This is a genomic window from Achromobacter pestifer (assembly GCF_013267355.1).
GTDB classification, from domain to species: Bacteria; Pseudomonadota; Gammaproteobacteria; order Burkholderiales; family Burkholderiaceae_B; genus Achromobacter; species Achromobacter pestifer_A.
In genome coordinates this window covers 1,496,803-1,513,051 of the sequence record NZ_CP053985.1, presented here as the reverse complement: position 1 = coordinate 1,513,051, position 16,249 = coordinate 1,496,803, and the positions used below count along the sequence as shown (strand labels likewise).

Here is a 16,249-nt window from a genome sequence, read left to right as displayed (position 1 = left end):
CTGTCCTTGCCGCGGCCTGCCTACCAGCTCAGCCAGGTGCCGCGCATGAAGGTATCCACCGGCATGCTCAGGTTGGCGCGCCATTCGTAATTGCCCGACAGGATGTCGCGGTCGGCGCCCACCGCCAGCTTGACCTTGGGGGCGACGAACATGCTGTGGGACAGGCCCACGCGCTGTTCGGCCAGCTCGGAGCCTTCCCGCAGGCCCGAATAGGTGCCGCTGAGCACGCCCCAGCCGGTGATGGGGACGCCTGCCGACAGCGTGTTGCGGGTGTGCGCCGCCGAAACCGCGCCGCCCGAGTAGCTGGACAGGTCGCCGAAGCCCGCGCCGACCTGCTCGCTGGTGTAGCCCAGGTTGACGCCGTCGGCCACGGCCACGCTGTAGTCGAAGCGGTAGCGCCAGGCGCTGGCCGCGTCGAACGAACTTTGCGTGGCTCCGGCGCGGAACGTGCCGTACTCGCCCGCGGTGTAGGTGGTGCCCATGCCGCGCGTGGTGAGCGACGGCGCGCTCTGCATCTGGCCTTCGAGCGTCAGGTCGGAAGTGAGGCCGTAACGCACGCTGCCGCTGCCTACGGGGTCGCCGTAGTCCACGGCGCCGGAACTGGCGGCGGGGTCCATGCGGTTCAGGCGCCCCAGCGACGACGAATAGCCGAAACTGCCTTCCGGGGCGGTGGCGCCCGATCCGGCCCAGTTCGAGATTTGCAATCCGCCCACCGGCGCGCCGCTGCCCCAGGTCGGCGCCCTGGCGTCGATGTTGCCGACGGCGACCGACGGACCCGTGGTGTTGCGGTAGACCCAGTTGCGGTTGCCGCCGTAGCGCAGGCCGTCCTGGCTGCCGGCGGAGGCGAACCACGGGCGGGAGGCGCGCGACACCCCGGAAATCATGACCACGGGTACGCGGGGCAGGTCTCCGTCCTGGAGCACGAACGAATAGTCCGGCGTGGGTTCCTCGGGCGTGGCAAGCACGCCGCAATCCAGCGGCACCGGCGCGGGCTGCGCGTCGCCGGACAGCGCCAGCCCGGTGCCGGGGATCAGGTCCGCGTCGCCGGCGCCGTGCACGCTGGTGTCCAGCGCCGGTTCCATGGTCTGCATGTCGCAAGGGGACGGATCCAGCGGCACCGCGCGCGACTCCATGGTAGCGGCAGGGCGTACCGGGATGGGCTGCACCGGGGACAATACCCCGATGCCGCGCGCCGAGGCGGGCGGCATATAGGGGGACGTAGCAACAGGACCGCCCAGGGCCGGAGCGAGCGGGCAGGCCATGGCCGCCGCCAGCGCGGCGCGCAACAAGGTTTTTCGCCAGATGAATGCAGGGGCGACCATAGGCACAGTGTAGAAAGGGTGTGCCGCCTTGCCTGTAAACGTTTTTTAGCAAAGCGGACAGAAGGCGGGCCGCGTCTATTTTAGGGCCAGTCCACAGCGGGCGCGGCGCCGTGGCGGGAAAGCGCTGGTAAACGCGTCCAACATCGTGCAACAGGTATATTTCAGTTGATTTCCCGCCTCTTGCGGCTTGTAGCAGAGGGCCGCACTATGGCATCCATGGACAATCCCCACACCAAGCTGCTGGTCGTTGACGACGATCCCGCCTTACGGCAACTGCTGGCCGACTACCTGAACCGGCATGGCTACGACACCCTGCTGGCGCCGGACGCCACGGATCTGTCGTCCCGCATCACCCGCTACGCGCCCGACCTGCTGGTGCTGGACCGCATGCTGCCCGGCGGCGACGGCGCGGATGCCTGCCGCCGCCTGCGCGAGCAGGGCGAGGACATCCCCGTCATCCTGCTGACCGCGCGCGACGAGGCCGTGGACCGCATCATCGGCCTGGAGGCCGGTGCCGACGACTACGTCGGCAAGCCCTTCGATCCGCGCGAGCTGCTGGCCCGCATCGAGGCGGTGCTGCGCCGCAAGCGCGGCCCGTCGGCGCTGACCAAGGATGCGCCGGTTTCATTCGGCCCCTTCGTGTTCGATCCCTCCACCCGCCAGCTGTCGCGCGAAGGCACCGTGGTCAAGCTGACCGGCGGCGAGATCAATCTGCTGGAAGCGCTGGTGCGCAACGCGGGCAAGCCGCTGTCGCGTGAACGCCTGCTGGCGCTGGCGCGCGACGACGATGCCGGCGAGCGCAACGACCGCGCCATCGACATCGCCATCCTGCGGCTGCGCCGGGTCATCGAAGACGATCCCAAGCAGCCGCGCTGGATCCAGACCGTCTGGGGCATCGGCTACCGGTTCTCGCCCTGATGCGCTTTTCTCCTGGCTTCCTGGTGCCGCGCTCGCTGCGGGCAAGGCTGATCCTGCTGATCCTGGGCTCGGTCCTGCTGACGCAGGCGGCCACGCTGGTGACGGTGTCGTACTTCCGGCACAAGTTCATGGAAGACGTGGCCATCGGCTATATCGTCACCACCATCCGCACGCTGCGCGCGGCCGTGTCGCAGGTGCCGGCGGAGGAACGCGCCGACTTCGTGCGCACGGCTTCGCAGAACCAGTGGCGGTTGTGGTCGCGGGTGCTGCCCGCCGAAGCCAAGCTGCAGCGCTTCAATGGCCGCCGTCCGCCGCCGAAGGCGGCTCCGAAGCCGCCGCCGCCGCCGCCCGCGGACGCGCAGATACACGGCCCGCCGGCGCCGCCGCCCCCGGAAGTGCGCGACGAAGAGCATGGCGATGAACGCGCCAGCGCGCGGGAAGGCGAGCGCGCGCGCGACCGCGAGGAACACAACCGCCGCTACCAGCCGGAGCCGGACGACATCCGCCGCGACCTGCGGGTGCTGGTGCAGCAGCTCAATGAACGCCTGAACGACGGCACGCGCGTGGCGCTGTCGCGCGGGCCCACGCCGGAAATCTTCATTTCCCTGGCGCCCAACCCCGCCAGCGAGGACGCGCCGCGCCTGCGCGAATGGCTGGTCATTCCGCTGGACCGCCTGGACCCGCCGGTGGCCACGCCGTTCATCGCCGCCTGGCTGGGCGGCCTGGGGCTGCTGCTGTTGCTGGCGGTGGGCTTCTCCTGGCATATCACGCGTCCGATCACCCGGCTGGCCGACGCCGCCGACCGGCTGGCGGCGGGGCAGCCGCAACGGGTCGAACCCTCGGGTCCGCATGAAACGCGGGTGCTGGGCGTACGCTTCAACGCCATGCTGGATGCGCTGTCCGAATCCGATTCGGTGCGCCGCACCCTGCTGTCGGGCCTGCCGCATGACCTGAAAGGCCCCTTGTCGCGGATGTGGCTGCGCATCGAGCTGGCCGACGACTCCAAGCTGAAGGAAGGGCTGCGGGCGGACCTGCAGGACATGCAGCACATGGTGGACCAGTTCATCGGTTTCGTGCGCGGCACCGACCCGGCCGCCTACCGCTACGCCTCGATGCTCCTGTCCGATTGGTTGACCGAGCGCGTGGGCGCCTGGCAGGGCGCCGGCACCGACATCAGCCTGCGGGCCGGCGACGAGGTCGCAACCCTGGTGGTGCAGGCGGACGCCGTGGCGCTGGGCCGCCTGCTGGACAACCTGATCGGTAATGCGCTGAACCATGGCGCGCCGCCGGTCGAGGTCAGCCTGCGGCACGAGGGACGCCACGCCGTGTTGGACGTGGCCGACCACGGTTCCGGCATCGTGCCGGAACGGCGCCAGGAGGCCCTGCGCCCGTTCAGCCGCCTGGACGACGCGCGCACGCGCACCGGTAGCGTGGGGCTGGGCCTGGCGCTGGCCGAGGCCATCGCGCGCGCGCATGGCGGCTCGCTGGAGCTGCTGGAAGCGGAGTCGGGCGGATTGTGCGTGCGGGTCAGGCTGCCGCTGTCCGACACGCCCTAGGACCGCCCTCGCAGGCGCCCCCCCGCCCCCAGGGCGGGCCGCCCTACGGTACGATGCATCCTGCTTAGTACTTTGTCGTTTCCGCACCATGGCCATCCAGTCCGATTCGCTTTCCTCCCGTCCCGACGCCCCCCGTATCGTGGCGCCGCAGCCGGTCTCGCCCAACGAGGAGTCGATCGAACGCGCCCTGCGGCCCAAGGCGCTGGACGAGTACGTCGGCCAGCACCGCGCCCGCGAGCAGCTGGAGATTTTCATCGCCGCGGCCAGGAAGCGCGGCGAAGCCCTGGACCACGTGCTGCTGTTCGGCCCCCCAGGCCTGGGCAAGACCACGCTGGCCCACATCATTGCGCATGAAATGGGCGTGCAGCTGCGCCAGACCTCGGGCCCGGTGCTGGAACGCCCGGGCGACCTGGCGGCGCTCTTGACCAACCTGGAAAAGAACGATGTCCTGTTCATCGACGAAATCCACCGCCTGTCGCCCGTGGTCGAGGAAATCCTCTATCCGGCGCTGGAGGATTTCCAGATCGACATCCTGATCGGGGAAGGCCCCGCGGCGCGCAGCGTGAAGCTGGACTTGCAGCCCTTCACCCTGGTTGGCGCCACCACCCGCGCCGGCATGCTGACCAACCCCCTGCGCGACCGCTTCGGCATCGTGTCGCGGCTGGAGTTCTACAACGCCGCCGACCTCGGCCACATCGTCACGCGCAGCGCCGGCCTCTTGAACGCCGGCATCACGCCGGAGGGCGCGGCCGAAGTCGCGCGCCGCGCCCGCGGCACGCCCCGCATCGCCAACCGGCTGTTGCGCCGGGTGCGCGATTACGCCGAGGTCAAGGCCGGCGGCACCATCGACGCGGACGTCGCCGGCCGCGCGCTGGCCATGCTGGAGGTGGACCCGCAGGGCCTGGACCTGATGGACCGCAAGCTGCTCGAGGCCATCATCCACAAGTTCGATGGCGGCCCCGTCGGCGTGGACAGCCTGGCAGCCGCCATCGGCGAAGAGCGCGACACCATCGAGGACGTGATCGAACCCTATCTGATCCAGCATGGCTACCTGCAGCGCACGCCGCGCGGCCGCACCGCCACGCTGACCACCTGGCGCCACCTGGGGCTGACCCCGCCAGCCGGGACCACGGCGGGTTCGGGCGATCTCTTCGGGAAGTAGGCGGCGGGCGTCCCGGGCGCCGCGGGTTTATCATCGGAAGGTTTTGATTTCCCTTCGCGATCAAAGGACCCAATCCCATGCAGCCCGAATTGCCCACCTATGACGACGTCGTGCGCGCCAGCGAGCGCCTGGCCGGCAACGCGCACCGCACGCCCGTACTGACCTCGGCCACCGCCGACGCGATCAGCGGCGCGTCGGTCTTCTTCAAGTGCGAGAACTTCCAGCGCATGGGCGCCTTCAAGTTTCGCGGCGGCTACAACGCCATCGCGCGCCTGACGCCCGAGCAGCGCGCCGCCGGCGTGGTGACGTTCTCGTCGGGCAACCACGCGCAGGCCATCGCCCTGGCCTCGAAGCTGCAGGGCGTGCAGGCCACCATCATCATGCCGCTGGACGCGCCGGCCGCCAAGCGCGCCGCCACCGCGGGCTATGGTGGCAAGATCGTCACCTATGACCGCTACACCGAGGACCGCGAGGCGATCGCCCACCGCATCCAGGCAGAAACCGGCGCCACCCTGATCCCGCCCTACGACCACGAAGACGTGATCGCCGGGCAGGGCACCGCCGCCAAGGAATTGTTCGAGGAAGTGGGCGAACTGGACTACCTGTTCGTCTGCCTGGGCGGCGGCGGCCTGCTGTCGGGGTCGGCCCTGTCCGCCTACGCGCTGAGCCCGCGCTGCCTGGTCTACGGGGTCGAGCCCGAGGCCGGCAATGACGGCCAGCAGTCCCTGCGCAAAGGTGAAATCGTCCGAATCCAGGCGCCCAAGACCCTGGCTGACGGCGCCGCCACGACGCACCTGGGCAATCTGACCTTCCCGCTGATCCAGAAGCACGTGCGCGACATCGTCACCGTGACCGACGAACAGCTGGTCACCACCATGCGTTTCTTCGCCGAACGCATGAAGATGGTGGTGGAACCCACCGGCTGCCTGGGCGCGGCCGCCGTCATGCAGAACGTGGTGCCGGTGCGCGGCGCGCGGGTCGGCGTCATCATCAGCGGCGGCAACGTCGACCTTCCGGCCTACGCCAAGCTGCTGGCGGGCTGATCCCCCCTCGGGCGGTCCCTTTGCGGGGCCGCCGATGCGCGCTTGCGGTTGTGGCGCGTGCAAGGCAGAATCGGAACTGAATCCTGACGAACAGGGGCTGCGACATGCGTATCCTTGTCATCGGCGGCACCGGTTTCATAGGCCGCCATCTGGTAGCGCGGCTTTCCGCGGATCAGCATCAGATCGTCGTGCCCACCCGGCTCTACAGCCGCGGGCGCGACCTGCAGATTCTCCCCACCGTGACCTTGCTCGAAGGCGACGTGCACGACGATGCCACGCTGGATGGCCTGTCGCAGGGCTGCGACGCGGTCGTCAACCTGGTGGGCATCCTGCACGGCAACGCCGGCCGGCCTTATGGCTCTGACTTCGCGCGGGCCCACGTGCTGCTGCCGCAGCGCGTCGCGCAGGCCTGCCGCCGGCAGGGCGTGCGCAGGCTCATCCACATCAGCGCGCTGGGCGCCGATTCCAACGGCGACAGCATGTACCAGCGCTCCAAGGGCGACGGCGAAGCCGCCATCAAGCAGGAATTCCAGGGCAATCAGGACGGTGGCTGGACCATCTTCCGACCTTCGGTGGTCTTCGGCCCGGACGACAAATTCACCAATATGTTCGCCGGCCTGGCGCGCTGGCTGCCGGTGCTGCCGCTGGCCGGCGCGCACGTGCGCATGCAGCCGGTCTATGTGGGCGACGTGGTCGCCGCCATCGTCTCGGCGCTGGGCAATACGCACACCTGCGGCAAGACCTATGAACTGGGCGGGCCTCAGGTCTACACGCTGGGCGAGATCGCCCGCCTGTGCGCCGCCTGGAGCGGCCATCCGCGGCCGGTGGTCAGCATGCCCATGGGCGTGGGCCGCATGCAGGCCCGGCTGTTCGAATGCCTGCCCGGCACGCCGCTGATGTCGCGCGACAACCTGGACTCCCTGCGCCGCGACAACATTTGCAGCGGGCCGATCGCGCCCGAACTGCACGTGGTGCCGACGGGCCTGGAAGCCGTGGCGCCGCGCTACCTGTAAGCCTGTTTCAGCGCACCAGCGCCTTCAGCGCCTGCTTGATGCCGTCGGACACGCCCACGCCTTCGGGCAGCGTCTTCAGCGCCGACAGCGATTCCTTTTCTGAATAGCCCAGCGCCAGCAGCGCGTTCAGGATGTCCGACTGGTTGTCAGGGGTGGCGTGCGCGGACGCGCCGATGTCCGCGCCCAGCTTGCCGCGCATTTCGAGCAGCAGGCGTTCGGCGGTCTTCTTGCCGATGCCGGGCACGCGCGTCAGGCGGCCCGATTCCTGCAAGGTGATGGCCTGAGCCAGGTCCGCCACCGACAACCCCGACAGCACCGACAGCGCGGTGCGCGCGCCGATGCCGCTGACCTTGATCAGTTCGCGGAATGCGCTGCGTTCGCCGGCCGAGGCGAAGCCATACAGGATGTGGGCGTCTTCGCGCACCGTCAGGTGCGTGTAGAGCGTGACGCGGGCGCCCGTGTCGGGCAGCGAGTACAGCGTGCTCATGGGCACGTCGATGTCATAGCCCAGACCGCCCACGTCCACGCAGATGGTGGGCGGGAGTTTCTCGATCAGGGTTCCGGTGATGCGTCCGATCATGGTGATGGTGGCCTGGCAATGGTGAGGCCGCTGAATGCGCGGCGGATGCGGGGATTCTATACGCGCGGGCGCGCAATCGGCGGGAACTCGTCCCGCCCTGCGGCGAACCACGGCAAATCAGGGTTTCAGCCGATCAGCCGGCCGTTGCGGATGCGGGTCTTGCCGCTCATGCGCAGGGACGCGCCCAGACGCTCGAGCTTGTCCTGCATGGGCCCGGCATGGGCATGGCAGATCGCGCAGGCCAGCGCGTCGGCCGAGTCGGGCGCGGGCGCGCCGTCCAGCGCCAGCAGGTGCTGCACCATCATCTGCACCTGCTCCTTGGCGGCGCGGCCGGTGCCGACCACGGCCTTCTTGATCTGCAGCGCGGTGTACTCGTGCACCGCCAGCGAGCTGTCGGCCAGCGCGCATAGCGCGGCGCCGCGCGCCTGGCCCAGCAGCAGGGTAGACGCGGGGTTGGTGTTCAGGAAGATGATTTCCAGCGCGGCCACGTCGGGTTGCGTGTCGCGCGCCACCTGGCGCAGATTGTCCAGGATGACCTTGAGGCGTTCAGACAGCGCCAGCGCCGGCGGGACCACGATGGTCCCGCTGGCCACGTAGCGCAGCCGCGGGCCGTCGGCATCGATCACACCGAAGCCGGTGCGGCGCAAGCCGGGATCGATGCCGAGGACGCGCATCAGTGGCGGAAGTGGCGGGTGCCGGTCAGCACCATGGCGATGCCGTGCTCGTCGGCCGCGGCGATGACTTCGTCGTCGCGCATGCTGCCGCCCGGCTGGATCACGCAGGTCGCGCCAGCCGCCACCACCACGTCCAGGCCGTCGCGGAACGGGAAGAAGGCGTCCGACGCCACGGCCGAACCCTTCAGGGTCAGGCCGGCGTTTTCCGCCTTGATCGAGGCGATGCGGGCCGAGTCGATGCGGCTCATCTGGCCGGCGCCCACGCCCAGCGTCATGCCGCCGCCCACGAACACGATGGCGTTGGACTTGACGTACTTGGCGACCTTCCAGGCGAACGCCAGGTCGTTCATTTCCTGTTCGGTGGGCTGGCGCTTGCTGACCACCTTGAGCGCGTCGCGCGGCACGTTGTAGGCGTCCGGGGTCTGCACCAGCCAGCCGCCTCCCACGCGCTTGATGTCGAAGGCGTTCTGGCCCGTGCCCATCGGCACTTCCAGCACGCGCACGTTCTTCTTGGCGGCCAGGATGGCCAGCGCCGCGCCGTCATAGGCGGGGGCCAGCAGCACTTCCAGGAACTGCGCGCTCACGGCTTCGGCCGTGGCGGCGTCCACCGGACGGTTGAAGGCGATGATGCCGCCGAAGGCCGAGGTCGGGTCGGTCTTGAAGGCTTGCTGGTAGGCGCCCAGCGTGTCGGCCGCGACCGCAACGCCGCAGGGGTTGGCGTGTTTGACGATGACGCAGGCGGGCGCTTCGAAGCTGCGCGCGCATTCCCAGGCGGCGTCGGCGTCCGCGATGTTGTTGTAGGACAGTTCCTTGCCCTGCAGCTGGCGGTAGTTGCCCAGCAGGCCGGCCGGACGCTGCGCGTCGACGTAGAAGGCGGCGGTCTGGTGCGGGTTCTCGCCGTAGCGCAGGGCCTGGTCCTGCTTGACCTGCAGGGTCAGCGTGCCGGGCCATTCGTTGCGGGCCGGCACGGCTTCCTGCTGGGGCTCGGCGTCGGCCAGGCTGGTCAGGTAGGCGGCGATGGCGCCGTCGTAGGCGGCGGTGTGGGCGTAGACCTTGGAGGCCAGCGCCAGGCGCAGGCCATAGGAGGTGTTGCCGCCCTTGTCCATTTCGGCCAGCACGCGCGAGTAGTCGACCGGGTCGATCACCACCGTCACGCCGCCGGCTTCGGTGCCGTGGTTCTTGGCCGCCGCGCGCAGCATGGCCGGGCCGCCGATGTCGATGTTCTCGACGGCGTCGGCGAAGGTGCAGTCCGGCTTGGCCACGGTTTCGCGGAAGGGGTACAGGTTGACCACCAGCATGTCGATGCGGTCGATGCCCGCCGCCTTGATGGTGTCCATGTGCTCCGCGCTGTCGCGGCGCGCCAGCAGGCCGCCGTGGATCTTCGGGTGCAGCGTCTTGACGCGGCCATCGAGAATTTCGGGCGAACCCGTGTGGGCCGCCACTTCGGTGACGGTCAGGCCGGAGTCGGCCAGCAGCTTGGCGGTGCCGCCGGTGGACAGCAGGCGCACGCCACGCGTGGCCAGGGCGCGGGCAAATTCAACGATGCCGGTCTTGTCGGACACCGAAAGCAGGGCGGTTTCGATTTTCATGGTGAGGGACGGGAGTGGGGCGGGAGCGCCTTTCTCGTTCAGGTCGGATGGGAAATCTGGGGGGAGCGGGCGGCGCGATGTGCCTGCCGCCCGCGCACGAAAGCTATATCTGAATATTGTGCGCCAGCAACTTCTTGCGCAGGGTGTTGCGGGTGATGCCCAGCATTTCGGATGCCCGCGACTGATTGCCGCCCGACCGTTCCAACGCCACTTCAAGCACCGGGCGCTCCACGCAGCGCATCACCATGTCCCACATGTCGTGGGGCTCGGATTCACCCAAGTCTTCGAAATAGCGCTCCAGGCTGGCGCGCACGCATTCTTCCAGGACATCTTTCTTGCTCATTTGAGTACAGATATTTTTATGTTGGTGTTGAGGCGGTTATGCCGCCAGCAGGGCTTCTGCGACCGGCGCCGGATGGGATCCGCCGTCGCGCGAGATGAGGTCGAACCAGTCCGACACGGCCCGCCACTGGTCGCGGGTGTTGTCGATCAGATTCATGCGGGCGCAGAACGAGTCCGCCCCCGGCAGGCCGTCCAGATACCAGCCTATGTGCTTGCGCGCCGTGCGTACGCCGGTGTGCTCGCCATAGAACCGGTAGTGGTCGTCGAGATGTTCGAGCAGCAGCTCGCGCATTTCCCCATAGGAGGGAGGGGCCAGTGTTTCGCCCGTGCGCAGGTAGTGGTCGATTTCGCGGAAAATCCAGGGACGGCCTTGGGCCGCCCGCCCGATCATGACCGCATCGGCGCCAGTGTAATCCAGGACGTGCCTGGCTTTTTCGGGCGTGGTGATATCTCCGTTGGCGACAACGGGGATTTTCAGTTCGGCCTTGACGGCGCGGATAGTGTCATATTCCGCCTCGCCCGTATAGAGGTCGGCGCGGGTGCGGCCGTGCAGGGTCAGGGCGGCGATGCCGGCGTTTTCCGCCATTTTCGCCACCCGCAGGGCATTGCGGCTTTCGCGGTCCCAGCCGGTGCGGGTCTTCAGGGTCACCGGCACGTCCAAGGGGGCGCAGGCGGATACCACCGCGTCCAGGATGCGGGCGATCTGGTCTTCATGGCGCAAGAGCGCCGACCCGGAGGCCACGTTGCAGACCTTCTTGACCGGGCAACCCATGTTGATGTCGATGATCCGGGCGCCCTTGCTGGCGTTGAACACCGCAGCTTCCGCCATCATGGCGGGGTCGGCGCCCGCGATCTGCACGGAAATGGGGGCGATCTCGCCGTCGTGGTTCAGGCGCCGGGAGGTTTTGACGCTATCCCACAGCTTGGGGTTGCTCGCGGCCATTTCCGACACGGCATAGCCCGCCCCCAACTTCTTGCAAAGTTGGCGGAAAGGACGGTCCGTCACGCCCGCCATGGGCGCGACCAGCACGTTGTTGGGAAGGGTCCATTGACCTATGCGCATGCTCACATTTTAACCGGCTCGATCGTGCCCCCTTTGTCACCGGGAGAACAATTCGTAACAAAGGAAGGCGAAAACAGACAATCCGCCCCGTTATCGGGGGCGGATCGGGAAGAATTCAGGCGCGGAAACCTTGCAGCAGATGCTGCGCCAGCGGCGCGCGCAGCGGGGCGGCCAGATCCATTCCCAATAAGGCCAGGCCGCAAGCGTGTTCCACCGGGGCCAGGCCGGTCGAGAAGATGCGGGGCATCAGGTCGGTCAGGCCGGCGGTGATGAAGCGGTCCACGTGGCGCGCCCCGGCGAATTCCGCCAGCGCGGGACCAGGATTGACGTTCGGGTGGGCCAGCCAGCCGCCCAGTGTCTGGGCCAGGCGAGCGGCGTCGCGTAGGCCCAGGTTCAGGCCCTGGCCAGCGACCGGATGCAGGGTCTGCGCGGCATTGCCGATGGCCGCCACGCGGCCGTGCACCTGGGCGCGGCGGGCGCTGAGCGCCAATGGGAAGACATGCCGCGGCGCCTGGCTGGACAGCCGCCCCAGGCGGTCGCCGAACGCTGCGGACAGCGCCCGCGAAAACGCGGCGTTGTCCAGCGCTGCCAGTTCGGCGGCGCGCTCGGGCGCGCTGCACCAGACGACGGAATAGGCGTCCGGGGTCTGCGGGTGCGGCAGCAGCGCCAGCGGGCCTTCGGCGGTGAAGCGTTCCCAGGCCCAGCCGCGGCGGGGCAGGGTGGCGTGCGCCGTGGTCAGCACCGCATGCTGGTCGTAATCGCGGCGCAGGTCGGTCGCACCCGCGCCGTCGGATTGCACCGCGACCTGGCACAGCAGCGTCGTGTCGCCTTGTTCGACGCGCACGCCGTCCGCGTCCTGCATGCCGATCCGGGCAGGCGGGCCTTGCAGCACGGTGACGCCGCAAGCGGCCACGCATTCGTCCAGCTTGGCGTGCAGGCCGGAATAGCCAACCACGCTGCCCAGCTGCGGCACGCCGAAATCGGTGTTCTGGATCAGGGTGCGGCCCAGCCGGCCGCGCTGCGACACATGGATGTTGCGGATATCGGCCGACCGTTCGGGCCAGGCATGCAGCGATTCCAGCAGCACGCGGCTGCCATGGTTCATGGCCAGCACGCGCGGATCCGAGGCGGGCGCCGCCGCCGATGGCGCGACCGGGGCGGGCGAGCTGCCCGCAAGCAGCGCGATGCGCGCAGGGTCGGGCGCCACGCGGGCCAACATCAGGGCCAGCACGCGGCCCACCGGGCCCGCGCCTAGAATCGCTATGTCGAAGGCGGATGAAGTCATGACCGGATTTTACCCGTCCACTACAATCCGCAGCAGCCGGCGCGTCTTGGCGCCGTGGTCCTCTTTCCGGTCGATCGACATGACGCAGCTCCAGGCCTCATCCCCCTTGTCCGCCGTTTCCGCCCGCCGTCCACGCGGCAAGGTCGCGGTCGGACTGCTGGCCTGCCTGTTCGGCGCGGTGGGAGCGCATTGGTGGTATCTGGGCCGCCGCCACGCCTGGCTGGTGACCGCGTACACGTTGGTCAGCCTGTTCTGCGCTGTCAGCTTCTACCCCGTCTGGTACGACAACCCAGCCTTCTTCCTGGTGTTCATTCCCATGGTCGACGGGTTCATCGAGAGCGCGGTGTTCTCGCTGATGCAGGACGAGAAATTCGACCGTCTCTACAACGACGGCCTGGGCCGGCCGACCCGGACCGGCTGGGGGCCGGTGCTGGTCGCGATCCTGGCCTGCCTGGTCGGCGCCATCGTGTCCATGTTCGCCATCGCCATGGTGGTGGTCTACACCTGGATCGCCATGGGCTGGCTGGACGGCTACGTCTTTTAGCGTCGCCCCGGCGCGCCGCCAGCCTATTCGCGCATCAGCGCTTCGATCTCGCCGGCTTGCACCGGCACGCCGCGGGTGATGAGCTCGCAGCCTTCGTCCGTGACCAGCGCGTCGTCTTCGGTGCGGATGCCGATGTTCCAGTAGGCCTCGGGCACGTCGTCGGCGGGCCGCACATAGATGCCGGGCTCGATCGTCAGCATCATGCCCGGTTCCAGCTTGCGCCAGGGCCGTTCGGCGCCGTGGGCCGGGCCGGGCTGGCGGTAGTCGCCCACGTCGTGCACGTCCAGGCCCAGCCAGTGGCCGGTGCGGTGCATGTAGAAACGGCTGTAGTCGCCGGATTCCAGCACGCCGTCCAGCGAACCCTTCAAGAGCTTCAGGTCCAGCATGCCCTGCGCCAGCACGCGCAGGGCGGCCTGGTGCCCGTCGTTGAAGCCGCGGCCGGGCGCCGTCGCCTGGGCGGCGGCATCCTGGGCTGCCACCGTCAGGTCGTACAGCGCGCGCTGCGGGCCGCTGTAGCGGCCGTTCACGGGAAAGGTGCGGGTGATGTCGCTGGCGTAGCTGTCGACCTCGCAGCCCGCGTCGATCAGCACCAGGTCGCCGTCGCGCAGCACTGCCTCGCCAGCCGGATAGTGCAGCACGCAGGCGTTCGCGCCCGCTGCCACGATGCTGTTGTAGGCCACCGATTGCGCGCCGTGGCGGCGGAACTCGTACAGCAGTTCGGCCTCGATCTCGTACTCGTGCATGCCGGGGCGGGCGACGCGCATGGCGCGCACATGGGCGCCGGCCGAGATCTTGGCCGCGCGCCGCATCGCCGCGATTTCCGTGGCGTCCTTGATCAGCCGCATCTCGGCCAGCAGCGGCCGGATGTCCTGTTGGCGCGCGGGCGGCGCATGGCCGCCGCGGCTGGCCTCGCGGGCCGCCGCCAGCCAGCGGTGCAGGCGGCCGTCGTGGCGCTTGTCGCCGGCCAGGGGGGCATACAAGGTGGCGTGGTCCTGTAGCAGCGCGGGCATCAGTTCGTCCAGCGCATCGAGCGGATGGGCGTCGTCGAAACCGAAATGCGCCGCGGCCGCCTCGGGACCGAAACGCTTGCCCTCCCAGATTTCATGTTCGATGTGGCGCGGACGGCAGAAGAGCAGGGTGCGGTCGGTCGCGCCCGCGATCAGCACCAGCCAGGCGCCGGGTTCGGTGAATCCGGTCAGGTAGAAGAAGTCGCTGTCGTGCCGGTAGGGATATTCCGCGTCGCGGTTGCGCGTGGCCTCCGGGGCGGTGGCCAGGATGGCGATGCCGCCGCCTTCGGCGCGCATCTGCGCCATCAGGCGTTGGCGCCGCGCGGCGTAAGGGGCGATGTCGTCGGGAGGCAGGCTCATGGCGGACTGGGGCGCGAACCCCGGCAAGGTGATGATGCCGTTTACTTTACCCGCCATCCCCGGGATACGACACCCCACGCCAGGCCTCGCGGAATTCGCTGGACCGCGCGGGGCAAGCTGCTACAATCGCCGCTCTGTCATTGGGGAGTAGCCATCCTTTGTCCCCGCAAAGGAGCTAGCGTCAACAGACTTGGTGGTTCAGCGCTGCGCAGCAGCCGCTAGAACTCCATGGCGCTAGTAGCGGTATCCATGCACGGCGGCACCCGCCGCATGGACCAGCCAGGCGAGACCTTTGGCCGCGTTGCGTTCACCCCAGCCGGGCGAGCCGCGACGTCGCGCCAATTGGTTTCTGCTCGTCCGGCTCGTCCCTATGTTTCTCACCCTGTTCCTGTTTTTCCTGTCAGCGGCAGTGATCTACTTCGCCTGCGAGTTCTTCGTGAACGGCGTCGAGTGGGTCGGCCATCGCTTCCAGCTGGGCGCCACCGCCACCGGCACCGTGCTCGCCGCGTTCGGCACCGCCCTGCCGGAAAGCGCCGTGACCTTCATGGCTGTTGTGTTCGGCGAAACCCCCGAGCAAAAAGACATAGGCGTAGGCGCCGCCATGGGCGGCCCGCTGGTGCTGGCCACGCTGGCCTATGCGGTGGTGGGCCTGGCCCTGTGGCGCTCGCGCCGCGGGCGGGCCACGCAGGCGGACTGTATCAACGCGGACCAGCGCCGGTTGGCCCGCGACCAGGCCTGGTTCATGGGCATCTTCCTCTTCAAGGTGGGCCTGGGCCTGCTGGCCTTTGCCTGGAAGCCCTGGCTGGGCATTCTGTTCCTCGCCACCTACGGCCTCTACGTCAAGCGCGAACTGAGCCGCGACGAGGCGAGCCTGGACAGCGAGGATTTGGAGCCGCTGAAGCTGCGCCCGCGCGACGAGGACCCGAGCATGTTCTGGGCGGTCACGCAGACGGTGATGGCCCTGGTCGTGATCGCCGGGGCATCGCATGTGTTCGTGAACCAGATCGAGCTGCTGGGCGTGGCCATGGGCGCATCGCCCCATGTGGCCGCGCTGTTGCTGGCGCCGGTGGCGACCGAGCTGCCGGAAATCATGAATGCGCTGATCTGGGTGCGCCAGGGCAAGGAACGGCTGGCGCTGGCCAACATCTCGGGCGCCATGATGATCCAGGCGACCATCCCCAGCGCGCTGGGCATCTTCATGACGCCCTGGCTGCTGGACGCGCCCTTGCTCGCGGCGGGCCTGTTCACGATGCTGTCGATCGGCCTGCTGTGGCTGCGCTTCCGCCGCTCGGCCATGAGCGTGCCGGCATTGTCGGCGGTGGGCGGCCTGTATGCCGTGTTCGCTGCCTATCTGGGCTGGCATTTCTACGCTTGACGGCGCTTGGCGCATGGGGGCTTCGGCCCCCGCGTTTTTTTCCGTGTTCAGACCCGATTCAGCGCCAAAAACCTTGTCCATAAGTGGAAACCCGCGTAAACTCTTGCCCGTTATCCATCCCAGGAGCAGTCTTCGTGAATACCGATTCCGGCGAAAGTTGTCGATCTTGCATCGACGTCGCTGTTTAACAGGTCCACGCAGAACTCCGTCTGCCGCAGCCTGTTGAACAGGTTGCGGTTGTATCCCAAGCTCCAGGCGCAAGCCCGGGCAATCGCGCAAGCCAGCGGCTTGCCGGGAACCTCCCCAACGTAAACCGCCAGAACCGCCGCTTCAGCCGCAGCGTCAGCGTTCGCGCACGTTTTTCTCGTGCCTGTCCGCCACACGCAGCGCGGGTGCGCGCGTATTCGCGATCACGC

At 68.6% G+C, this 16,249-nt stretch carries 15 protein-coding genes and 1 riboswitch; of the genes, 7 read left to right on the top strand and 8 right to left on the bottom strand.

The window, feature by feature from the left end; translation table 11 throughout:
• Positions 1–20: 20 nt before the first annotated feature.
• The gene (locus tag FOC84_RS07460; RefSeq protein ID WP_254242003.1) at positions 21–1,286 is read right to left on the bottom strand and encodes a fimbrial protein; all 1,266 of its coding nucleotides are present in this window, start codon (positions 1,284–1,286) and stop codon (positions 21–23) included.
• A 252-nt stretch (positions 1,287–1,538) separates the two neighbouring features.
• On the opposite strand from FOC84_RS07460, the gene FOC84_RS07455 reads away from it, so the two are divergent.
• The 5 genes from FOC84_RS07455 (at position 1,539) to FOC84_RS07435 (ending at position 7,014) form a co-directional block, all read left to right on the top strand.
• A complete protein-coding gene (locus tag FOC84_RS07455) occupies positions 1,539–2,240 on the top strand; it encodes a response regulator (protein WP_054457345.1) in 702 nt (233 codons plus the stop codon).
• Positions 2,240–3,796 carry a sensor histidine kinase gene (locus FOC84_RS07450; protein WP_173143862.1) on the top strand — a complete coding sequence of 519 codons (1,557 nt, stop codon included), beginning with the start codon at positions 2,240–2,242 and terminating at the stop codon, positions 3,794–3,796. The genes FOC84_RS07455 and FOC84_RS07450 overlap by 1 nt, the downstream gene beginning before the upstream one ends.
• A gap of 88 nt (positions 3,797–3,884) precedes the next feature.
• Entirely contained in the window at positions 3,885–4,958 is a 1,074-nt protein-coding gene (ruvB, locus tag FOC84_RS07445) for a Holliday junction branch migration DNA helicase RuvB (RefSeq protein WP_173143861.1), read from the top strand.
• A gap of 77 nt (positions 4,959–5,035) precedes the next feature.
• Positions 5,036–6,001 carry a threo-3-hydroxy-L-aspartate ammonia-lyase gene (locus FOC84_RS07440; protein WP_173143860.1) on the top strand — a complete coding sequence of 322 codons (966 nt, stop codon included), beginning with the start codon at positions 5,036–5,038 and terminating at the stop codon, positions 5,999–6,001.
• 104 nt (positions 6,002–6,105) lie between these two features.
• Entirely contained in the window at positions 6,106–7,014 is a 909-nt protein-coding gene (locus tag FOC84_RS07435; protein WP_173143859.1) for a complex I NDUFA9 subunit family protein, read from the top strand.
• 7 nt (positions 7,015–7,021) lie between these two features.
• Here FOC84_RS07435 and ruvA read toward each other — a convergent pair whose 3' ends face one another.
• The 6 genes from ruvA to FOC84_RS07405 form a co-directional block, all read right to left on the bottom strand.
• On the bottom strand, positions 7,022–7,594 hold the full coding sequence (gene ruvA / locus FOC84_RS07430; protein WP_173143858.1) for a Holliday junction branch migration protein RuvA: 573 nt from the start codon (positions 7,592–7,594) through the stop codon (positions 7,022–7,024).
• Positions 7,595–7,719: 125 nt separating this feature from the next.
• Complete coding sequence (ruvC, locus tag FOC84_RS07425; RefSeq protein ID WP_173143857.1) at positions 7,720–8,268, bottom strand: crossover junction endodeoxyribonuclease RuvC; 549 nt, start codon at positions 8,266–8,268, stop codon at positions 7,720–7,722.
• Positions 8,268–9,857: a bifunctional phosphoribosylaminoimidazolecarboxamide formyltransferase/IMP cyclohydrolase gene (purH, locus tag FOC84_RS07420; RefSeq protein WP_173143856.1), complete on the bottom strand. Its 1,590-nt coding sequence runs from the start codon at positions 9,855–9,857 to the stop codon at positions 8,268–8,270. The genes ruvC and purH overlap by 1 nt, the downstream gene beginning before the upstream one ends.
• Positions 9,858–9,960: 103 nt before the next feature.
• Positions 9,961–10,200, bottom strand: coding sequence for a helix-turn-helix domain-containing protein (locus FOC84_RS07415; RefSeq protein WP_173143855.1), 240 nt, complete (start codon positions 10,198–10,200; stop codon positions 9,961–9,963).
• A gap of 36 nt (positions 10,201–10,236) precedes the next feature.
• Positions 10,237–11,262 (bottom strand): tRNA dihydrouridine synthase DusB, encoded by a 1,026-nt coding sequence (gene dusB, locus FOC84_RS07410; protein ID WP_054457331.1) that lies wholly within the window; start codon positions 11,260–11,262, stop codon positions 10,237–10,239.
• A 115-nt stretch (positions 11,263–11,377) separates the two neighbouring features.
• Positions 11,378–12,547, bottom strand: coding sequence for a UbiH/UbiF/VisC/COQ6 family ubiquinone biosynthesis hydroxylase (locus FOC84_RS07405; protein WP_173143854.1), 1,170 nt, complete (start codon positions 12,545–12,547; stop codon positions 11,378–11,380).
• Positions 12,548–12,626: 79 nt separating this feature from the next.
• Here FOC84_RS07405 and FOC84_RS07400 point away from each other — a divergent pair, with 79 nt between their 5' ends.
• On the top strand, positions 12,627–13,091 hold the full coding sequence (locus tag FOC84_RS07400) for a hypothetical protein (RefSeq protein ID WP_173143853.1): 465 nt from the start codon (positions 12,627–12,629) through the stop codon (positions 13,089–13,091).
• 23 nt (positions 13,092–13,114) lie between these two features.
• Here FOC84_RS07400 and FOC84_RS07395 read toward each other — a convergent pair whose 3' ends face one another.
• Positions 13,115–14,458, bottom strand: coding sequence for an aminopeptidase P N-terminal domain-containing protein (locus FOC84_RS07395; RefSeq protein WP_173150002.1), 1,344 nt, complete (start codon positions 14,456–14,458; stop codon positions 13,115–13,117).
• A 129-nt stretch (positions 14,459–14,587) separates the two neighbouring features.
• Positions 14,588–14,776, top strand: a riboswitch (yybP-ykoY riboswitch).
• Positions 14,777–14,828: 52 nt separating this feature from the next.
• Here FOC84_RS07395 and FOC84_RS07390 point away from each other — a divergent pair.
• Entirely contained in the window at positions 14,829–15,833 is a 1,005-nt protein-coding gene (locus tag FOC84_RS07390; RefSeq protein ID WP_173143852.1) for a sodium:calcium antiporter, read from the top strand.
• Positions 15,834–16,249: the final 416 nt, after the last annotated feature.

Bases quoted from the DNA above. Each gene is read 5' to 3' on its own strand.
- ruvC (WP_173143857.1), bottom strand. From the start codon at position 8,268: ATGCGCGTCCTCGGCATCGATCCCGGCTTGCGCCGCACCGGCTTCGGT.
- FOC84_RS07400 (WP_173143853.1), top strand. From the start codon at position 12,627: ATGACGCAGCTCCAGGCCTCATCCCCCTTGTCCGCCGTTTCCGCCCGC.
- ruvA (WP_173143858.1), bottom strand. From the start codon at position 7,594: ATGATCGGACGCATCACCGGAACCCTGATCGAGAAACTCCCGCCCACC.
- FOC84_RS07390 (WP_173143852.1), top strand. From the start codon at position 14,829: ATGTTTCTCACCCTGTTCCTGTTTTTCCTGTCAGCGGCAGTGATCTAC.
- FOC84_RS07415 (WP_173143855.1), bottom strand. From the start codon at position 10,200: ATGAGCAAGAAAGATGTCCTGGAAGAATGCGTGCGCGCCAGCCTGGAG.
- purH (WP_173143856.1), bottom strand. From the start codon at position 9,857: ATGAAAATCGAAACCGCCCTGCTTTCGGTGTCCGACAAGACCGGCATC.
- dusB (WP_054457331.1), bottom strand. From the start codon at position 11,262: ATGCGCATAGGTCAATGGACCCTTCCCAACAACGTGCTGGTCGCGCCC.
- FOC84_RS07455 (WP_054457345.1), top strand. From the start codon at position 1,539: ATGGACAATCCCCACACCAAGCTGCTGGTCGTTGACGACGATCCCGCC.
- FOC84_RS07440 (WP_173143860.1), top strand. From the start codon at position 5,036: ATGCAGCCCGAATTGCCCACCTATGACGACGTCGTGCGCGCCAGCGAG.
- FOC84_RS07405 (WP_173143854.1), bottom strand. From the start codon at position 12,547: ATGACTTCATCCGCCTTCGACATAGCGATTCTAGGCGCGGGCCCGGTG.
- FOC84_RS07450 (WP_173143862.1), top strand. From the start codon at position 2,240: ATGCGCTTTTCTCCTGGCTTCCTGGTGCCGCGCTCGCTGCGGGCAAGG.
- FOC84_RS07395 (WP_173150002.1), bottom strand. From the start codon at position 14,458: ATGAGCCTGCCTCCCGACGACATCGCCCCTTACGCCGCGCGGCGCCAA.
- FOC84_RS07435 (WP_173143859.1), top strand. From the start codon at position 6,106: ATGCGTATCCTTGTCATCGGCGGCACCGGTTTCATAGGCCGCCATCTG.
- ruvB (WP_173143861.1), top strand. From the start codon at position 3,885: ATGGCCATCCAGTCCGATTCGCTTTCCTCCCGTCCCGACGCCCCCCGT.